This is a genomic window from Vibrio sp. Isolate24 (genome assembly GCF_022398215.1).
Taxonomy (GTDB): Bacteria; Pseudomonadota; Gammaproteobacteria; order Enterobacterales; family Vibrionaceae; genus Vibrio; species Vibrio coralliilyticus_A.
Map to the genome: position 1 here is coordinate 807,593 of NZ_JAKEUU010000002.1, position 18,436 is coordinate 826,028.

17 protein-coding genes are annotated in these 18,436 nt (G+C 43.2%); 12 read left to right on the plus strand and 5 right to left on the minus strand.

The window, feature by feature from the left end; all coding sequences use genetic code 11:
* Positions 1-23 precede the first annotated feature (23 nt).
* From L1D23_RS11910 to rsmF, 3 genes are all read left to right on the plus strand, one after another.
* Complete coding sequence (locus tag L1D23_RS11910; RefSeq protein WP_239866540.1) at positions 24-1,298, plus strand: paraquat-inducible protein A; 1,275 nt, start codon at positions 24-26, stop codon at positions 1,296-1,298.
* A complete protein-coding gene (locus tag L1D23_RS11915) occupies positions 1,291-3,924 on the plus strand; it encodes an MlaD family protein (protein ID WP_239866542.1) in 2,634 nt (877 codons plus the stop codon). The genes L1D23_RS11910 and L1D23_RS11915 overlap by 8 nt, the downstream gene beginning before the upstream one ends.
* Before the next feature lie 93 nt (positions 3,925-4,017).
* Positions 4,018-5,439 (plus strand): 16S rRNA (cytosine(1407)-C(5))-methyltransferase RsmF, encoded by a 1,422-nt coding sequence (gene rsmF / locus L1D23_RS11920; RefSeq protein WP_239866544.1) that lies wholly within the window; start codon positions 4,018-4,020, stop codon positions 5,437-5,439.
* A gap of 169 nt (positions 5,440-5,608) precedes the next feature.
* Here rsmF and L1D23_RS11925 read toward each other — a convergent pair whose 3' ends face one another.
* Positions 5,609-6,445 carry a S1-like domain-containing RNA-binding protein gene (locus L1D23_RS11925; RefSeq protein WP_239866546.1) on the minus strand — a complete coding sequence of 279 codons (837 nt, stop codon included), beginning with the start codon at positions 6,443-6,445 and terminating at the stop codon, positions 5,609-5,611.
* 89 nt (positions 6,446-6,534) lie between these two features.
* On the opposite strand from L1D23_RS11925, the gene L1D23_RS11930 reads away from it, so the two are divergent.
* Positions 6,535-7,920 (plus strand): hypothetical protein, encoded by a 1,386-nt coding sequence (locus tag L1D23_RS11930; protein ID WP_239866548.1) that lies wholly within the window; start codon positions 6,535-6,537, stop codon positions 7,918-7,920.
* Here L1D23_RS11930 and L1D23_RS11935 read toward each other — a convergent pair.
* Positions 7,889-8,368 carry a DUF4442 domain-containing protein gene (locus L1D23_RS11935; RefSeq protein ID WP_239866550.1) on the minus strand — a complete coding sequence of 160 codons (480 nt, stop codon included), beginning with the start codon at positions 8,366-8,368 and terminating at the stop codon, positions 7,889-7,891. The two genes, L1D23_RS11930 and L1D23_RS11935, sit on opposite strands and share 32 nt — an antisense overlap.
* 116 nt (positions 8,369-8,484) lie before the next feature.
* Positions 8,485-9,372, minus strand: a complete 888-nt coding sequence (locus L1D23_RS11940; protein WP_239866551.1) for a putative PEP-binding protein — start codon at positions 9,370-9,372, stop codon at positions 8,485-8,487.
* Between the two features lie 209 nt (positions 9,373-9,581).
* On the opposite strand from L1D23_RS11940, the gene L1D23_RS11945 reads away from it, so the two are divergent.
* Positions 9,582-10,634 (plus strand): 3-deoxy-7-phosphoheptulonate synthase, encoded by a 1,053-nt coding sequence (locus L1D23_RS11945; protein ID WP_239866782.1) that lies wholly within the window; start codon positions 9,582-9,584, stop codon positions 10,632-10,634.
* A 17-nt stretch (positions 10,635-10,651) separates the two neighbouring features.
* Positions 10,652-11,137: a YajQ family cyclic di-GMP-binding protein gene (locus tag L1D23_RS11950; protein ID WP_006962125.1), complete on the plus strand. Its 486-nt coding sequence runs from the start codon at positions 10,652-10,654 to the stop codon at positions 11,135-11,137.
* Between the two features lie 58 nt (positions 11,138-11,195).
* Here L1D23_RS11950 and L1D23_RS11955 read toward each other — a convergent pair whose 3' ends face one another.
* Positions 11,196-12,131: a siroheme synthase gene (locus L1D23_RS11955; protein ID WP_239866553.1), complete on the minus strand. Its 936-nt coding sequence runs from the start codon at positions 12,129-12,131 to the stop codon at positions 11,196-11,198.
* A 462-nt stretch (positions 12,132-12,593) separates the two neighbouring features.
* Between L1D23_RS11955 and L1D23_RS11960 the strand changes: the two genes are divergently transcribed.
* The 6 genes from L1D23_RS11960 (at position 12,594) to L1D23_RS11985 (ending at position 18,094) form a co-directional block, all read left to right on the plus strand.
* Positions 12,594-13,622: an amino acid ABC transporter substrate-binding protein gene (locus L1D23_RS11960; protein ID WP_239866556.1), complete on the plus strand. Its 1,029-nt coding sequence runs from the start codon at positions 12,594-12,596 to the stop codon at positions 13,620-13,622.
* Between the two features lie 71 nt (positions 13,623-13,693).
* A complete protein-coding gene (locus tag L1D23_RS11965) occupies positions 13,694-14,899 on the plus strand; it encodes an amino acid ABC transporter permease (protein ID WP_239866558.1) in 1,206 nt (401 codons plus the stop codon).
* A 1-nt stretch (position 14,900) separates the two neighbouring features.
* Complete coding sequence (locus L1D23_RS11970) at positions 14,901-15,998, plus strand: amino acid ABC transporter permease (protein ID WP_239836441.1); 1,098 nt, start codon at positions 14,901-14,903, stop codon at positions 15,996-15,998.
* A 22-nt stretch (positions 15,999-16,020) separates the two neighbouring features.
* Positions 16,021-16,770 carry an amino acid ABC transporter ATP-binding protein gene (locus L1D23_RS11975; protein ID WP_239836442.1) on the plus strand — a complete coding sequence of 250 codons (750 nt, stop codon included), beginning with the start codon at positions 16,021-16,023 and terminating at the stop codon, positions 16,768-16,770.
* Between the two features lie 195 nt (positions 16,771-16,965).
* Complete coding sequence (locus tag L1D23_RS11980; RefSeq protein WP_239836443.1) at positions 16,966-17,634, plus strand: Bax inhibitor-1/YccA family protein; 669 nt, start codon at positions 16,966-16,968, stop codon at positions 17,632-17,634.
* A gap of 130 nt (positions 17,635-17,764) precedes the next feature.
* Positions 17,765-18,094 carry a TusE/DsrC/DsvC family sulfur relay protein gene (locus tag L1D23_RS11985; protein WP_006962117.1) on the plus strand — a complete coding sequence of 110 codons (330 nt, stop codon included), beginning with the start codon at positions 17,765-17,767 and terminating at the stop codon, positions 18,092-18,094.
* Positions 18,095-18,097: 3 nt separating this feature from the next.
* Here L1D23_RS11985 and yccX read toward each other — a convergent pair whose 3' ends face one another.
* Positions 18,098-18,370 (minus strand): acylphosphatase, encoded by a 273-nt coding sequence (yccX, locus tag L1D23_RS11990; RefSeq protein ID WP_239866560.1) that lies wholly within the window; start codon positions 18,368-18,370, stop codon positions 18,098-18,100.
* Positions 18,371-18,436: the final 66 nt, after the last annotated feature.

Here is an 18,436-nt window from a genome sequence, read left to right on the forward strand (position 1 = left end):
GCATACCATTTAAGGAGGGCGTTATGAGCCCTCCGCAAAAGCTTGCACCGCACTTATCTGAAACGTCTCACATTAGGTTATGCCATGGCTGCGAGTTGCCCATTGATACCGTTGCAGTCTCTCGAGGCAAAAGCGCATTCTGCCCTCGTTGTGGTAGTCAGCTATATAGGGGGGGAACACCTTCTCTATCTGGCAATTTAGCCATCGCAATAACCTGCTTGTTGTTGTTTATCCCCTCTCACTTCTTTGACTTTATTAGCATTCGTTTGTTCGGGGTAATGATTCCAGCGACGCTACCTTCAGGTGTCTTCACATTATTCAATGAAGGGTTTATTTTCCTATCGGTCTTGATTATTTTCTGTAGCTCAATCGCCCCGTTGCTTGTGAGCGGCTCCGTATTAACTGCTCATCTTGCATTAAAACGTCGTGACTTCCAATTGCTCAAACATTCCCTTTATTTGATCCAACATCTTAAAAATTGGGTCATGATCGATGTCTTTCTTGTTAGTGTCGCTATTTCATGTTTCAAACTTCAAGATTATTCCGATATTTATGTTGGTGTAGGCTTATATGGCTTAGTCCTATTGCAAGTCGCCACCGTTATGCTAGTAACTCGTGTTAGTGTTCGACATTATTGGGAAGCGTATGAATCAGAGTTTTCATATCAATTCAAAGAGAAGCAGCTGCACTGTCACCATTGTCACCTATCTCAGCCGGAAGGCTTAGAATGTGTTCGTTGCCATAAACCAATCTATCATCGAAAGCCGCATTCAATACCACTCACATGGTCCTATTTAGTTGCCGCTACCATTGCTATTTTCCCTGCCAACCTCATCCCAATTTCTATCTTAATTACGAATGGCCAACGATTGGAAGACACGATTTTTTCCGGTGTGGCATCACTTGTGAAGAATGGAATGCCAGGCATTGCTGTCATTATATTCGTAGCCAGCATTGTCGTACCTGTAGCAAAAATCATCGGTTTGGCCTATTTATTGCTGGCTATCCAATTAAAACGTAAAGTGTTTCACCGCCAACGGATGACTATTTATTTTGTTATTAAGTGGATTGGACGTTGGTCTATGATGGACCTGTTTGTGATATCCATTATGATGACATTGGTGGATCGTGGTCAGATTCTAGATTTTACCCCTGGATATGGGGCTGTCGCATTTGGAATCGTTGTTGTACTGACTATGCTAGCTGCTGAAAGTATTGATCCTAGATTACTCTGGGACAATTACTCTGATCCGGCAAAAAATAACTCAGAGAAAAAAGAAGAGCCTTTAAATGACTAATTCATCTTCTAATCAACCTTCTTACTCACCAGATATCAAGCGTAACAAGGGGATATCGCCTTTATGGCTTTTGCCTGTTTTAACCATGGTTTTAGCAGGATGGTTAGTAGTGAAGGCAATTAATGATGCGGGTCAGCGAATTCAAATCTATTTCTCTGATGCTCAAGGGCTAGTGGCGGGTAGAACAACGATTCGCTACCAAGGCCTAGAAGTAGGAATGGTGCGTGATATCAACCTCTCCGAAGATTTAGAAAGTATCTATGTCGACGCGGATATTTATCCTGAAGCCACTAAGTTGCTATCAAAAGAAACACGCTTCTGGATGGTGAAGCCTACGGCAAGTCTCTCAGGCATTTCCGGGTTAGATGCTTTGGTCTCCGGTAACTATATTGCTATCCAACCAAGTGATAACCCTTCTGAACCAGAAACCAAATTTACCGCACTGGAACGCGCGCCTTCAGATATTCTGACTCGTGAGGGGCTTAGTATTACTTTACGAGCAGAAGATCTCGGCGGTATTTCCGTCGGTTCTCAGATAGTTTATCGTAAAATCCCAATTGGTGAGGTATACAGCTATCAGCTTGATGAACACGGTAAAAATGTACTAATTCAAGCTTCTATCCGCGATGAATATCGGACAATTATCACTGATGAAAGCCGCTTTTGGAACGTCAGTGGTCTGGGTGCCAATATCGGTTTTGATGGCGTTGATGTGCGATTGGAGAGCTTGAGTGCTTTAATTGGAGGCTCTATTGCGGTTGATTCTCCAGACGGTGGCGAGCCGGTTGCAGATAATACGAGATTTAAACTTTACCCCGATCTAAAAACTGCGGGGCGAGGTATACCAATCAAAATCACACTTCCAGATGATAATCAGATCAGCCCAACTGGCGCTCCCATCATGTATAGAGGGATTGAAATTGGTCAGATTACTGATTTACAACTTAGTAATGGCCGAAAGGAAATTGTCGCCTCAGCAGCCATTCAGCCTGCTTTCTCGGACATGCTGACGAGCGGAAGTAATTTTATCCTCGAAGAAGCGAAAGTCTCTCTTTCTGGTGTAGAAAACCTAACTAACTTGGTGAAAGGCAATTTCCTCACTCTCGTGCCAGGTAAAGGCGAGCGCTCTCGTTACTTCAACGCCATTCGGAAAGAGCAGTTCAACAAGCAACAAGCTAAATCAGTCGCCATTACGTTGATTGCTGACAACTCATTTGGCTTAGGAGCCGGTGCTAATGTTCTTTATCGTGGGATCACGGTCGGTGAAGTAACTAACGTTTCCTTAATCAACGAAAAAGTGCATTTAGATGTGCTGGTGGACAAAGCTTACGCAAAGACGATTAAGTCGCAGAACCGCTTTTTTGTAACAGGCAGCGCCACCGCCGAATTGACAGAATCAGGCCTAAACATTAGCGTTCCTCCCGCCCAGCAGCTTTTGACTGGTTCGATTAGCTATGTCAGTGAAGGGGATCAAGACCCTAGAGAGCAATATACTCTCTACCCAAGTAAATCGCTGGCTGAACTCGCCAAATACAACATGTCTGGTTCACAGACGATCACGCTCTTTGCTAATGAGTTGCCACCAATTAGCAAGGGAAGTCCCCTACTTTACCGCAACCTACAGGTTGGAAGTATTTCAGACTTCCACTTAGTCGATGGGGGCATCATTATTTCAGCCAGTATTGAAAACCAATACAAGCACCTTATAACAGAGCAAACGGTTTTCTGGAACCGTTCTGGCGTCGAAGTAGACGCCAGTCTTTCAGGTTTCAGTGTCAAGGCTGCACCGCTAAAATCCTTGATTCAAGGTGGCATCGCGTTTGACTCTTTACCCGGCGTCGAGAATAAACAGAATGACAAATGGCTGCTTTACCAAGATTTTAAAACAGCTAGAAAATTTGGCCATGTCATAACAGTCAATGCTGAGGGTGAGAACAACATCACCAAAGGTACCGCTGTCAAATACAACGGCGTCAAAGTTGGTGAAGTGACCTTAGTCGTACCTGACTTTAACCACAAACGAGTTGAGATCAAACTTCGTGTGCTTCCAGAGTATGCTGACAAATTGGCAAGAGAAAACAGCTATTTCTGGGTTGAGCAAGCTACGTTAGGCCTAGATGGCGTTAAGAACCTACAAAACCTGCTCACGCAGACGATCAATGTCACCCCAGGTTCAGGTAAGTCAGAGCACACTTTCACTTTACACAAGGAAGAAAAAGACAGCCAAGGAGTGAGTTTCACATTACAGAGCGAATCTCGCGGCTCAGTCACCAAAGGGACTCCCGTTCTCTACAGAGAGATTGAGGTCGGTAAAGTCACCAATGTCGAACTTGGTGAGTTCGCCGATCGCGTTGTATCAACTATCTCCATCAATCCAAAATACGCTTACCTCGTCCGTCGAAACAGCGTGTTCTGGAACACTTCTGGCGTCGATGTTTCAATCGGTCTTGGTGGGGCCAACATTAAAGCGGGCACCATAGATAGCCTTGTTCGGGGCGGAATTACCTTCTCAACTCCTGAGGGTAATCAACTGCAACCCGCCGCTCAAGAAGGGCAATCCTTCTTTCTTTACCCTACACCAGAAGAAAACTGGAATGCATGGCGTACAGCCATACCCAAGCCATAACGTCAGTAACCTAATAAAACGCAGCGATATCTCGCTGCGTTTTGTTTTTCTATCCGCTATAATCCCTGCCTCTTTACAAACCGAGACAGAACCTTGCATCAGAACGTCTACTTACCAGAAGAATTCTTGAAAGAGATGGAGGCTATACTTCCTGATGGCCTCTATATGGACGACTTCATCGCCGCATGCCAACGTCCACTGCGCAAAAGTATCCGCGTCAATACCCTGAAGATTTCCATTGATGATTTTACCCGACGTGCCTCTGAGAAAGGTTGGCGCCTTACACCGGTCCCTTGGTGTACAGAAGGCTTTTGGATTGAGGCAGATGAATCTGACACACCTTTAGGTAACACGGCAGAGCATATGTCTGGCTTGTTCTACATTCAGGAAGCTAGCTCCATGATGCCTGCAGCTGCTCTTTTTCAAGGAAAAAACGAATTTCATCGTGTCTTGGACATGGCTGCAGCCCCAGGCTCAAAAACTACTCAAATTGCCGCAAGTATGAGAAATAATGGCGTATTAGTTGCCAATGAATTCTCGGCAAGTCGAGTCAAGGTATTACATGCAAACATTGAGCGTTGCGGTGTTCGAAACACTGCATTAAGCAACTATGACGGTCGGGTCTTTGGTGGTTGGTTACCGGAACAGTTTGATGCCGTGTTGATCGATGCTCCGTGCTCTGGCGAAGGTACTGTTCGCAAAGATGCCGATGCGATGAAAAACTGGAGTAAAGAATCCGTTATTTCGATTTCTGATACACAAAAAGATTTGATAGAAAGCGCATTTCACGCTCTAAAACCAGAAGGCACGATGGTCTACTCAACATGCACCTTAAGTATTGAGGAAAACCAACATGTCTGTTTGTACTTGAAAGAAAAGTTTGGTGATCTAGTTGAATTTCAGCCACTCAACTCCCTATTCCCCAGCGCCGAAAAAGCACTCACCGAGGAAGGTTTCCTGCATATTTTTCCTCAAATGTACGATTGTGAGGGATTCTTTGTAGCAAAGATCAAAAAGCTAGGTTCTGTCGAAGCACCACAAGTCAAGAAACGCTTGGGCAAATTCCCATTTGAAAAAGCGTCTAAAAAAGTTCAGCAGGATATTAGTAAACAGCTGAACGAAAGTTTGGGGATTAAACTTCCACAAGATGCGGCAGTATGGCTACGTGATAATGATGTTTGGCTTTTCCCCAATGCATTAGAGCCCATGATTGGAGAGTTTAGATTCTCTCGAATGGGGATAAAAATCGCCGAATCACATAAGAAAGGCTATCGCTGGCAACACCAAGTGGCAATGGCATTAGCCTCAGGTAATGAAGCTAACAGCATTATATTATCCGTCGATGAGGCTCGTGAGTGGTTCATGGGCAGAGATGTCAGACCGCAAAATCAATCTGGCAAAGGCGAAGTGATCGTCAAACTTGGTAACGATGTGATTGGCTTGGGAAAATGGGTAGGAAATCGAGTGAAGAATGGCCTACCTAGAGAGTTAGTTCGAGATAAAAACCTATTCTAAATGGGTATTTTTCAGTAGAAAACTCCACATATGCCTAGCGAAACGATGATGATGTACTACACTTTAGTTAATGATAAGTCATAGAATATCAAATAGTTAGCGCAGGCTCATAAGAGCCATTCCCCTAGGCCCAAAGCAATATCTGCTTCGGGCCTTTTTTTGGACTCAATTACGAAGCGATACGAATCCCATCTTTCTCTATCGTAATTTTTCCTTGCTTATACAACCCACCAATTGTTTTCTTGAAAGTACCTTTACTGGTACGAAATGCAGCAAAAATACTTTCCGGTGATGATTTGTCGTTCAATGGAAGAAACCCGCCTTTCTTTTCAAGGAGGTCTAGAACTTTCTGACTCAAGTCATCCATTTTAGCCACACCGACTTTCTGTAGCGATAGATCGATCTTACCGTCTTCTCTAACCTCTTTGATATAACCTTTTAGACGCTTGCCAATGAACAGCTTTCCGAACACATCAGATTTAAAGATCATTCCCCAATGTTCACCTTCCACGATCGCTTTAAAGCCAAGGTCACTTCGCTCAGCAATAATAAGATCCACTTGCTGATTACGTGTATAGTTTGCTGGCGTCTTGTCCAACACTTTGTTGAACTTGGTGGTGCCAACAATTCGTCCAGAAGCTTTATCAGTATAAACGTATACAAGGACAGTTTGACCTTCGGAGAAACGCCCACGCTGCTCACTGAATGGAATCAATAGGTCTTTGCCTTTGATGCCCCAATCTGCGAAGGCACCTGTGCTATTAATTCCTTGAATCTTCATCAGCCCCCACTCACCCACTTGAGCAATTGGAGTTTCTGTAGTTGCAACCAGCTGATTGTCTGAATCGAAGTATAAAAAAGCATCGATAGACTGACCGACTTCGGTACCTTCGGGAACAAATTTATTTGGTAATAAACTCGTTCCAAAATCCTCCGCATCGAGAAATACGCCAAAATCTGCTTTCTTTACTACTTCTAAGTGGTTTATCTGACCAACTTTAATCATTTCAACTGTCTCTTGCTAAATTTGCGGAGATTATACCGAAACTCTGTTATGCTTTCGCCAGATAATTATAATTTTTTCAGGAGTACTCTTTGCTCACCGTTGATAAGCAGGACGGCATCACTCTCAAGATTTCCCACGCTATGGCTTCCTCTAAGAAGTCAGATCTCGACCTCTACTTTTTCATTCCTGGCGAACTTGGCCTAACGCCCGATGTGCTTAAAGAAAGTGAGATTTACTACGAATCCATCGTACAAAAACGTGCCTACTATAGTGATAAAACACTTCTCCCGCTTGTACACAGTCGATTGGCAAAGCGTGGCCGCCTATCCTCAACTCAATATCGCGTGAGTTTGAGTTTGTTTGCTTATCAATATGTGATTGCTTTAGATAAAGCAGTGAACGAGCTTAATAAGCATAATTCCGATGTCATTACGACAGATGAAGTCGATGAAGTCATTGAGCTTGCTTTAGATATACTGAAAAAACTCAGACGAGGAATTCCTTACGAGGAAAGCCTCAAACGCTACTACGCTAACATTGATAACTACCTTTCTTGGTACACAGGTCAACGATTCATGTCGTTGATTGCGCATATGCCAAGAGACAATGATTATAAGACCATTAAAGATCGATTACTGGCGATTATTGAGAAAGAAGCCGCACACCGCAAGCTCAACAATTACAACTCTGAAAGTGTTCGTGACGATGTAACACGGCTTAGTAACAAAATGCGTTTGCTACGTCGATTGATTGAGCATCCCGTTGTATTGAAAGCAAAGACTCAATCACTCGGGAAAAACATGAAGCGCGTTGTCAAAGGCTCTGCAACCGGCTTTGTTATGGTTTTCGTCACTATTACAGCCATCCTAGCTCGTGACTACTGGGGTGAGATCACCGTTTCTTTCATCATTTTGATGTCGTTCGTTTATGCGTTACGTGAAATATTTAAAGATGATCTACGCGACGTTATGTGGCGTTGGATACGTAAAGGCAGGCCTAAATGGCGTAAATACTACTTGGACCCTACAACCAATAAAGCGGTCGGTCAAAAGCTTGAGTGGTTAGATTATAAAAATATCCTCAAGTTGCCCGATCGGATTCAATTAATCCGCAAAAAACGCGTTGTACAGCGTGAAGAACAAATCCTGCATTATCGTTCAGAAACAGAAATGTCGACGTCCAAGTTTATGAGTGGTTATGAAGAAACTCGCGAGTCCATGATGCTCAGTATGAGACCATTTATGCGTTTAATGGACAAAGGTTCAAATAAGGTTTACACACTCAATAATGGTCAAGTCAGTAAAGAATCCGTTGAAAAGCGACATCTGATCAACCTGATCGCGAAAGAAGATAATCACAATGGCGAGCCCAACTATTATCGTTGGAAAATTGTTCTTAATCGAAACAAGATTGTGGCAATTGAACAAATGGAGGTCGATGACATCAACCACCCATTCTCTTCAATGAAAGAGTAAGTTGAAACTCTGCCATCGGCTCGTTGCCATGTAGGCTTGGGCATATCGCAGTGATTTTGACCGGTTGGTTGATTCGTTCTCCAGTTTCTAATGCTTCATCCAACATTTGATCAATAAGCGCGCCGTCGTTGCAAACGAAATGGACATCACTTTCTGGTCGCTTCAAGAACTGTCCATCGACGGCTTTAAATGCCAGTGATACTTTATGCCCACGCTCTTGTGCTTTGCTCATTGCCATGAAACCGCCAGCCACATCAGCCCCCACAGCCAAAACACCAAAATACATACTATTTAGATGGTTTTTTGTTTTTCGTTTGAGGGGGATTTTAATTTCAACTGACTGAGAGTCGAGTTTTAATATTGTAGGTCGGCATAGCCAGATCAATGGCACTTTGAAGAATCCGAAGAGCTTGAGATATAGATTTGCTTTGGCGAGTGGAGAGAGCATTAAACTGGTCCGACATGTTATTATTTGTACGTCTAGTTCATACTGTCCAAAAGAAGATGTCAACACTTTGTTAACATCTTGCTTATGAAATTATAGCCGTATCACCTAACCGTTGGTTACAGCGTCACTACAAGTTCAATATTCGAATGCTCAACCATATAATCTTGAATTTTATGATAACTGGCTAAGCCGCTACTGATCATAACGATTGGCTTGCTACTGCTATTCGCAGCTCTAACAGACTTATCGATAAGATCGATAACCGCTTCACTTTGCGGATCAAATAGGTACTCTAATTCTTCATTAAGTCGGTCAACACCTAAGGTAAATTGAGCTAAGTTCTCTAGGTTAATGACCACACCATCAAAGTAGTGCAGTAAGCGCTCCGACATAAGAGCAGCAGAAGGAACATCAACGGTATACAGTACTTTCAAACCATTTAGCCCACGAGGTAAACCCTGCTCAGCTAATAAATCTATGATTTTTGCAGCATCTGATAGCGCTCTAACAAATGGGATGACAATATCCACTTGCACACCCTGCTGTTGCAGTGTCTTAATCACCTTACATTCGAGAGCAAAAACTGAATTGAAAGGCTCTGATGCATAACGAGATACGCCACGAAGCCCCAAGGCCGGGTTTATCTCTGTGCTCTCTACTTTGCCGCCAAGAAGAGAACCAAGTTCATAGCTATCGGCACTGCTCAATGCAACTCGGATTGACTGGTGGTTCGGTTGAATAGCTTGCAACACCTGTTCGGTTAACGTCGCTACAAAATGATCCTCAGCAGAAGCGCTGCCCAGTATCGCTTCGATAGAGTTGCGTTCCACATCATCCAAAGTCGACTCCACAGTCTTATAACATGGGTGATAGAAAATATGTTCTGAGGCTAAATCTGATAAAGAAACAAAGAGATGAGGGCTATCAGAAGTGTTTTCTGGCCCCGGCAGTGCATCGCCGATGTTCAGCTCTGAATGCAAGTTGTCTGAAGTTTTAATGCTCATTACTGCTCCGTGCATTTTTACTGTGTTGTTCTACACCGAACATACCGACAGTCCTCTTCTAAAACAAGTTAAAAAGCATCTTTAGTGACAATAAGTGAATAAAATTTCACTCTAGAGTAATAAGCACTCTAAGAATGCAGATAAGAGGTTTATTCCTACTGACGTTTCCGTTATCTTTACCGCTTCGCAATAAAAGAACAGGCTGTCGTATGCCACTCAAAACCGATGAACTAAGAACTCAACCACTGGGGCCAATGCCGACTCCGGCAGAGCTTGGAAGCGCCCACCCAATTACGGAAGATGTCGCAGAGCGCATAGCTGAGTCTCGCCGTCAAATTGAAAAGATTCTTGTAGGGGAAGATAACCGTCTGTTGGTAATCGTCGGCCCTTGTTCAGTCCATGACACAGAAGCAGCTCTTGATTACGCTGAGCGTCTTGCAAGTATCCAAGAACAATACAAAGACGAATTGTTTGTTGTCATGCGAACTTATTTTGAAAAGCCGCGCACCGTTGTCGGTTGGAAAGGCTTAATCACAGATCCTAATTTAGATGGGTCATACGCACTGGAAGCGGGCCTCAATAAAGCACGTAAATTGCTTTTAGATATCAATAAGCTAGGATTAGCGACTGCGACTGAGTTCCTCGACATGATCACTGGTCAATATATTGCTGATTTGATTACTTGGGGGGCCATTGGTGCACGTACTACAGAGTCACAGATTCACCGCGAAATGGCCTCTGCTTTATCCTGTCCTGTAGGCTTTAAGAACGGCACCAACGGAAACATTAAGATTGCTATCGATGCGATTCGTGCGTCCCAAGCTTCACACTACTTCTACTCACCCGATAAAAATGGCCGCATGACTGTTTATCGCACAAGTGGTAATCCATTCGGACACGTGATTCTTCGTGGTGGTGATAAAGGTCCGAATTTTGACGCTGATTCTGTTGAAGCCGCTTGTCAGCAATTAGCAGAGTTTGATCTACCTCCACGTCTGGTTGTCGATTTCAGTCATGCTAACTGCCAAAAGCAACACCGCAAGCAACTTGATGTCGCACAAAATATTTGCGAACAAATCACATCGGGTAAAAATCAGATTGCGGGTATTATGGCCGAAAGCTTTATTATCGAAGGCAATCAGCCAATGAAGGACATCAGCAACCTCAAATACGGACAATCAATCACAGATCCGTGTCTGAGTTGGGAAGATACTGTAACTATGCTAGATATGCTGGCATCAGCAGTAAGATCACGCGGTTAAAGAAAGGAAATTGAGCAATGCCATCTTTTGATATTATATCTGAAATCGATACGGTTGAACTTCGTAACGCAGTAGATAACGCATCTCGTGAATTGTCTACTCGCTTTGACTTCCGTGGTGTTGAAGCGTCATTCGAAATGCAGAAAGATGAATCGGTACGCTTAAATGCGGAAGGTGACTTCCAACTAAAGCAAATGCGCGATATTTTACGTTCACATTTAACCAAGCGTGGTGTTGACGTTAATGCAATGGAAGCAAAAGCGGAAGAAGCGTCGGGCAAAAACTGGCATCAAATTGTTGTTTTCAAACAAGGAATTGATACCCCGACAGCAAAGAAAGTGGTTAAAGCGATTAAGGATGCCAAGCTGAAAGTGCAAGCGTCAATTCAAGGTGAGAAGGTTCGAGTCACTGGCAAAAAACGTGATGATCTCCAGTCAACCATCGCCATGATTCGCGAAGCCGACCTCGGCCAACCGTTCCAGTACGACAATTTTCGTGACTAACTTTTTTATTCATAATCCTCACAGAGCCCGCTAACTGCGGGCTCTGTTTTTTCTGGCTTCAAGCTGAACCCAATCGAATATGCATATCGCTGCTTTTCAGCAAATTATACTGAGAAGAACTTGGGGCAACTAAGATTACCACTCTCAAATTCTCACTTTTTGCCGTTGCTAATCTCTCTGATAAGTCCACATCATCACGATACTCCTTTCTTTCTGCATCCCTTCTAATCAAATCAACAAACTCGAACGGACAAGCATTATCAAAAAATACAAGTTCAGCTTGCTGCATGATTCGTAATGCCTTGATAGGAAGCAGTTCAACGTCATGACCATAGTCTATCCAAGTGACTGAGCCTTGGGCTTCAAGCTTATTTTCAAGCGTGTTTAAATAGACGTCCTCTAGCTGCGATCGCTCTGTTGCCATTTCAGTTTCAGGACGATTAAAGAACGACTCCCAAAACTTTCGTCGCAGATCAACCGAAGGTAATCGCTGTTTGATGTCAGTACGCTTTGATGCTCCAAAGTCAGCCAGTAATGACAAGTTCTGAGGCAAAGTGGCTTCAAATTGCTCTCTGATATTACGCACCAAAATAGGAGAAGCTCCACCACTCGAAATCGCAATCTGGATTCTTCCACGATTTATCATCGAGGGTGTAATAAAATCACAATATGGCTGATCATCGACTACATTTACTAATAAACCTAACGCTTTCGCATCATGGTAAACACGATGATTAAGCTCCGGGTTGTCTGTCGTTGCCCATACCTGTAGATATTTACGGTCTAGTAGTTCCTCTGAGTAAAAGTTCTGTACCCACAAACACTCGTCATTTTCGGCAAGTTTTTGTAGATAAGGCTCAATATTGGGCGACACTATGGTGACTTCCGCCCCCGCACGAATCAGGCTGTCTACTTTTCGACAAGCAACCTCTCCTCCCCCCACAACCAGAACGGGTTTGTCGGTGAGATTCATAAACAGAGGAAAATACTGCATTTTTATCCTTGAGCAATGTTACGACCTATACAGACGATACTACCAAAAATGGGGCACATCGATAAACCCAACAATGCGAAACGTATAATTTATCACCAAATTTAATGTTATTTATAGAATTATATTTTAATCCTAACTCAATGTACGAAATGTAAATATTGTGTAAACACTAACTTATAGAGAGTCTCTATGTTTGCACCATTAGTGTGAAGTCTTGCACTATTTACATTCGTGTAACATTTGGTCATTCTATTCACAGGTTGGATTCGTAGATTCGTTTAATAAATCTTTTTAAATTATATATTTGAGAATTTACAGATCCTTTCCTACTCTTATAAACGGTTGATTTATATACAACTCAAATTTGAGTAATCAGCCAATAACTATTGAAACACAACAATTTTTTCATTCGTTGTATCAGGTGTTACCTGGTTTAACATGGATCATACAGGAAGGATACAAATGGCGAACAAACTAACACTTCTTGCTTCTGTAGTAGCGGCTTCTACTGCTCTAATGTCTACGAGCGCTTTTGCAGCAGATAGCACTTTGGATAAAGTGACTAAGCAGGGTTTCCTAACTTGTGGTGTAAGTACCGGTCTACCAGGATTCTCTAACCCAAACTCAAAAGGCGAATGGGAAGGTATTGACGTTGAATACTGTCAAGCTCTTGCAGCCGCTGTTCTTGGTGATAAATCTAAAGTCAAGTATGTGCCCCTCACTGCAAAAGAACGTTTCACTGCACTACAGTCTGGTGAAATTGATGTGCTGTCTCGTAACACTACGTGGACTCTACACCGTGATACAGCATTGGGTCTGAACTTCGTAGGCGTCAATTACTACGACGGTCAAGGTTTCATGGTCAAGAAAGACTTGGGGCTGAAGAGCGCGAAGGAACTTGACGGTGCATCTGTATGTGTTCAGTCCGGTACCACCACTGAACTAAACCTTGCGGATTACTTCCGCAACAATGGTATGTCATACAAACCCGTTGTATTTGATACAGCAGCTCAAACTTCAAAAGGTTTTGATGCAGGTCGTTGTGATGTCCTAACCACCGACCAATCTGGTCTGTATGCCCTTCGCCTGAATCTTCAAGATCCAAGCTCAGCAGAAGTTCTTCCTGAAATTATCTCTAAAGAACCACTAGGCCCAGTGGTACGTCAAGGTGATGATCAATGGTTCAACATTGCCAAGTGGACACTTTCGGCGATGGTGAATGCTGAAGAATATGGTATTTCCTCTAAAAATGCTGACGAGATGCTAAAATCTAAAGATCCGAATGTAAAACGTATTTTGGGTGTGGATGGTCCTAAGGGTAAAGGCCTTGGTATCCGCGATGACTGGGGTTACCAGGTAATCAAACAAGTTGGTAACTACGGTGAAAGCTTTGAACGTACTGTAGGTAAGGGCTCTCCACTACAAATCTCACGTGGTGTAAACGCACTATGGAATGCGGGCGGCTTTATGTACGCTCCACCAATCCGTTAAGCAATACATTACAACAAAATGGGCGGTGTAAGCCGCCCTTTTTACAAAAATGGATTTGAGGTTATAGCTGTATGAAACCTACTAATACTGTTGCGTCGAAGGCGGATAACGGACCGACTTCTAACGCTAGCCTTTTTTACAATCCCACCTTTCGATCAGTCGTATTTCAGATTATCGCAATACTTGCACTGATCTTTTTCTTTTACACTATTGTAAACAATGCACTGACAAACTTGGAGGCACGCGGTATCGCCACAGGTTTTGGATTTCTGACGCAAGAAGCTGGCTTTGGGATTGGCCTAACGCTGATTGAATATGATGAAACCTTCTCTTATGGCCGCACTTTCATCGTTGGCCTACTCAACACAGCCCTAGTATCCGTGCTCGGCATTATACTTGCGACTGTTATTGGGTTTGTTATGGGTATTGCCCGCCTTTCATCCAACTGGTTGGTGAGCAGACTGGCAGCCGTATATATCGAAACGTTCCGCAACATCCCCCTACTTCTGCAAATCTTCTTCTGGTACTTTGCCGTTCTGCAGGCGTTACCTTCTGCTAGACAAAGTTTGAGCCTTGGTGAAGCTATCTTCTTAAATGTTCGAGGTTTGTACTTCCCTGCTCCAATCTTTGAAGCTGGGTCATCCGTGGTGATTGCGTCTCTGGTTATTGGTATTATTGCGACCATCTTTATTGGCATTTGGGCTCGCAACAAACAGCGCTTAACAGGCCAACAAACACCAATGGGTCGTATTGCGCTTGCCTTAGTGTTTGTGCTTCCGATTGTTGTCTATTTCATTATGGGTTCGCCAATTTCGGCAGAATATCCAGAGCTGAAAGGCTTCAACTTTAAAGGTGGTGTCAGCATCATCCCTGAACTTGCTGCTTTATTGCTTGCGTTAAGTATTTATACTGCGTCTTTCATTGCAGAGATTGTTCGTTCAGGCATTAATGCCGTCAGCCACGGTCAAACTGAAGCCGCGATGTCTCTTGGCCTCCCTCGTTCTAGAACGTTGAAACTGGTTATTGTTCCTCAGGCGTTGAGAATCATTATTCCACCTTTGACCAGTCAGTATCTGAACTTAACCAAAAACTCATCATTGGCGATGGCCATTGGTTACCCAGATTTGGTCTCCGTATTTGCTGGTACAACTCTTAACCAAACTGGCCAGGCGATTGAAATTATCGCAATGACCATGGCGGTATACCTATCATTGAGCTTAATTACTTCTGCTCTGATGAATATCTACAACCGTAAAGTTGCTTTGGTGGAGAGATAGCATGAAGATACATCAATTTCAGCCAGATCTACCACCACCAGCTAATACGGTGGGTGTTGTAGGCTGGCTACGTAAAAACCTGTTTAATGGCCCAGTAAATTCGATCCTGACCGTGATTTTGGCCTATCTTGCCTTATCACTGTTATGGACTGTTTTCGATTGGGGAATTTTAAAAGCCGACTGGGTCGGAACCACACGTGATGCCTGTTCGCGTGATGGCGCTTGTTGGGTATTTATCAGTGTACGCTGGGAACAGTTCATGTACGGATTCTACCCTCAAGAAGAGCTTTGGCGCCCTCGCCTTTTTTACATTACGTTAGCAATCTTTACAGTATTGTTAGCCTACGAGAAGACTCCAAAACGTTTGTGGATATGGCTGTTTTTCGTCAACATTTACCCATTCATTATCGCTGCACTGCTGTACGGTGGCGTATTTGGGCTAGAAGTGGTAGAAACACACAAATGGGGCGGATTGCTGGTTACGCTAATCATAGCGCTTGTCGGTATTGTTGTGTCTCTCCCTATTGGTGTAGCACTGGCGCTGGGTCGACGTTCTGAAATGCCAATCATTCGAAGCATCTGTACCGTCTACATAGAGATTTGGCGTGGCGTACCGCTGATCACGGTTCTTTTCATGGCATCAGTAATGCTTCCACTGTTTCTTGCGGAAGGCTCTGAAACCGACAAACTTATTCGCGCTTTAATTGGTGTGGTTATGTTTAGTGCTGCGTACATGGCTGAGGTGGTACGTGGTGGCTTACAGGCAATCCCTAAAGGCCAATATGAGGCGGCTGATGCATTAGGGCTAAGTTACTGGAAGAAAATGGGCTTGATTGTTCTTCCTCAAGCATTGAAGATTACCATTCCATCCATTGTAAATACCTTTATTGGGCTGTTTAAAGACACCAGTCTAGTACTAATTATTGGTATGTTTGATGTACTAGGAATCGGCCAAGCAGCAAACACTGACCCAGAATGGCTTGGGTTTGCAACAGAAAGTTATGTATTTGTCGCGTTAGTGTTCTGGGTATTTTGTTTCGGCATGTCGAGATATTCGATATGGCTAGAGAACAAACTTCATACCGGTCACAAACGATAATCAGAAAGCTCAAGGACGTATTATGACGCAACAACAAGAACACATGATCCAAATTAAGGATATGAACAAGTGGTACGGTGAGTTTCACGTACTGAAAAACATCAACCTCGATGTTAAAAAAGGCGAAAAGATCGTAATTTGTGGCCCTTCTGGTTCTGGTAAATCCACCATGATTCGCTGTATCAACCGTCTTGAAGAACATCAGCAAGGGCAAATTATCGTTTCTGGCAACGAGTTGACCGAAGATTTGAAGAACATCGAAGCGGTTCGACGCGAAGTGGGTATGTGTTTCCAGCACTTCAACCTCTTCCCTCATCTGACGGTTCTGGAAAACTGTACTTTGGCGCCTATATGGGTGAAAAAGATGCCAAAAGACGAAGCGAAAAAAGTCGCAATGAAGTACTTGGAGCGAGTGAAGATCCCTGATCAAGCGGAGAAATACCCTGGTCAGCTATCTGGTGGTCAACAGCAACGTGTGGCTATCGCTCGATCACTATGCATGAGCCCACAAGTGATGCTGTTTGATGAACCAACGTCCGCACTTGACCCTGAAATGGTACGTGAAGTACTGGATGTTATGGTCGAGCTCGCTGAAGAAGGGATGACCATGCTCTGCGTGACTCACGAGATGGGTTTTGCGAAAGAAGTGGCTGACCGAGTTATCTTTATGGATGCGGGAGAGATAATTGAAGAGAACAATCCTGTCGATTTCTTTGAAAACCCTCAGTCTGATCGAACGCAAAACTTCCTTGCTCAAATCTTAAGTCACTAAGAAAGAAGAGCAAATTTTTAAAGAGGCGATTAAGATCGCCTCTTTTTATTTGTTATATTGTGTTACATCTTTCAAAATACATCGCTTTGTAATTCAATTATTATTTACTCTACTGCATGCATTAGCAGGGCTTGATTTTTTCACTGTTCGCCCTCATAAATGTAGATATAAACATAAAACCTTACGAGGAAGATTATGAACAGCCCTATGTTTACACGTTCTACAAGCGCTCCTAGCACACTTGAGATCAATAAGACACTGAAAAACACTTATTTCTTATTGTCTATGACACTAGTAACAAGTGCCATTGCAGCAATAGCAACGATGGCGATTGGTATTTCTCCAATCATGGCTATTGTTATGCAAGTCGCGGCTATTGGTATTCTATTCTTTGCACTACCTAGAAGTATCAACTCATCAATGGGTATTGTTTGGACGTTTGTTTTTACAACATTAATGGGCGGTGCTCTTGGCCCAATGCTCACTTATTACGCATCCATTGCTAATGGTCCTTCAATCATTGCACAAGCCCTTGGTCTGACGGGTATGGTGTTCCTTGGTCTTTCAGCGTACACAATCAGTAGCAAAAAAGACTTTTCTTTCATGCGTAACTTCCTGATCGCAGGGCTTATCATTGTTATCGTCGCTGCAATAATCAATATCTTTGTTGGTTCTACAATCGGTCAGCTAGCGATCAGTAGCATGTCGGCTTTAGTATTCTCAGGTTTTATTCTGTATGACACTAGCCGTATTGTGCGTGGCGAAGAAACTAACTACGTTAGTGCGACTATCTCAATGTATCTAAATATTCTGAACCTGTTTACTAGCCTACTTAGCATCCTAGGCATCATGAATGACGATTAATTCATAGACTTAAGTTAATTAAATAATGCCCGGAAGATGAAACTTCCGGGCTTTTTCTTTTCTTACATATTGTTGTCCCAACCTAAGCTGCGCTACCCTATCCCATATCTGATTTTTGAGACCTACAACAATGTTTGAATACAACGGTAAATCAATCGAAACTGATGCACAGGGTTACCTACTTGATCATACTCAGTGGGAAGAAGGCATGATTCAAATCCTTGCAGAGCAAGAAGGTATCGAACTGACTGAAGCTCATTTGGAAGTTGTCCATTTTGTTCGAGAGTTTTATGAGGAGTTCAACACATCCCCAGCGGTGAGAATGCTAGTGAAAGCCATGGAAAAAGCGCATGGTCCAGAGAAAGGTAATAGTAAATACCTTTTTAAGCTGTTTAAGCAAGGCCCTGCGAAACAGGCAACCAAACTCGCAGGCTTACCAAAACCCGCGAAATGTTTGTAAATATCAAAGAATTTTGAATCCGCTAAACGGTTTAAAAGACATTGGCTCTGAGACTACTGAATCAACATGTGATGTCTTAGGGCCATCTTCCAACCACTTTGCCATGTCGGCGATTTGTTCTTCATTGCCACACACCACCACTTCAACATCTCCATTATTTAAGTTCTTCGCATAACCTGTTAAACCCAATTTCATGCCATAGTGAGAGGTGTGATAACGAAAACCAACTCCTTGCACAACACCTGACACTGTGAACTTCTCGCACTTTTGATTCATTACTCATTCCTCAAGACAAGGTCCGTGATATATTCGCTTGGTATGTTTTACGCCCCATAAGGAACT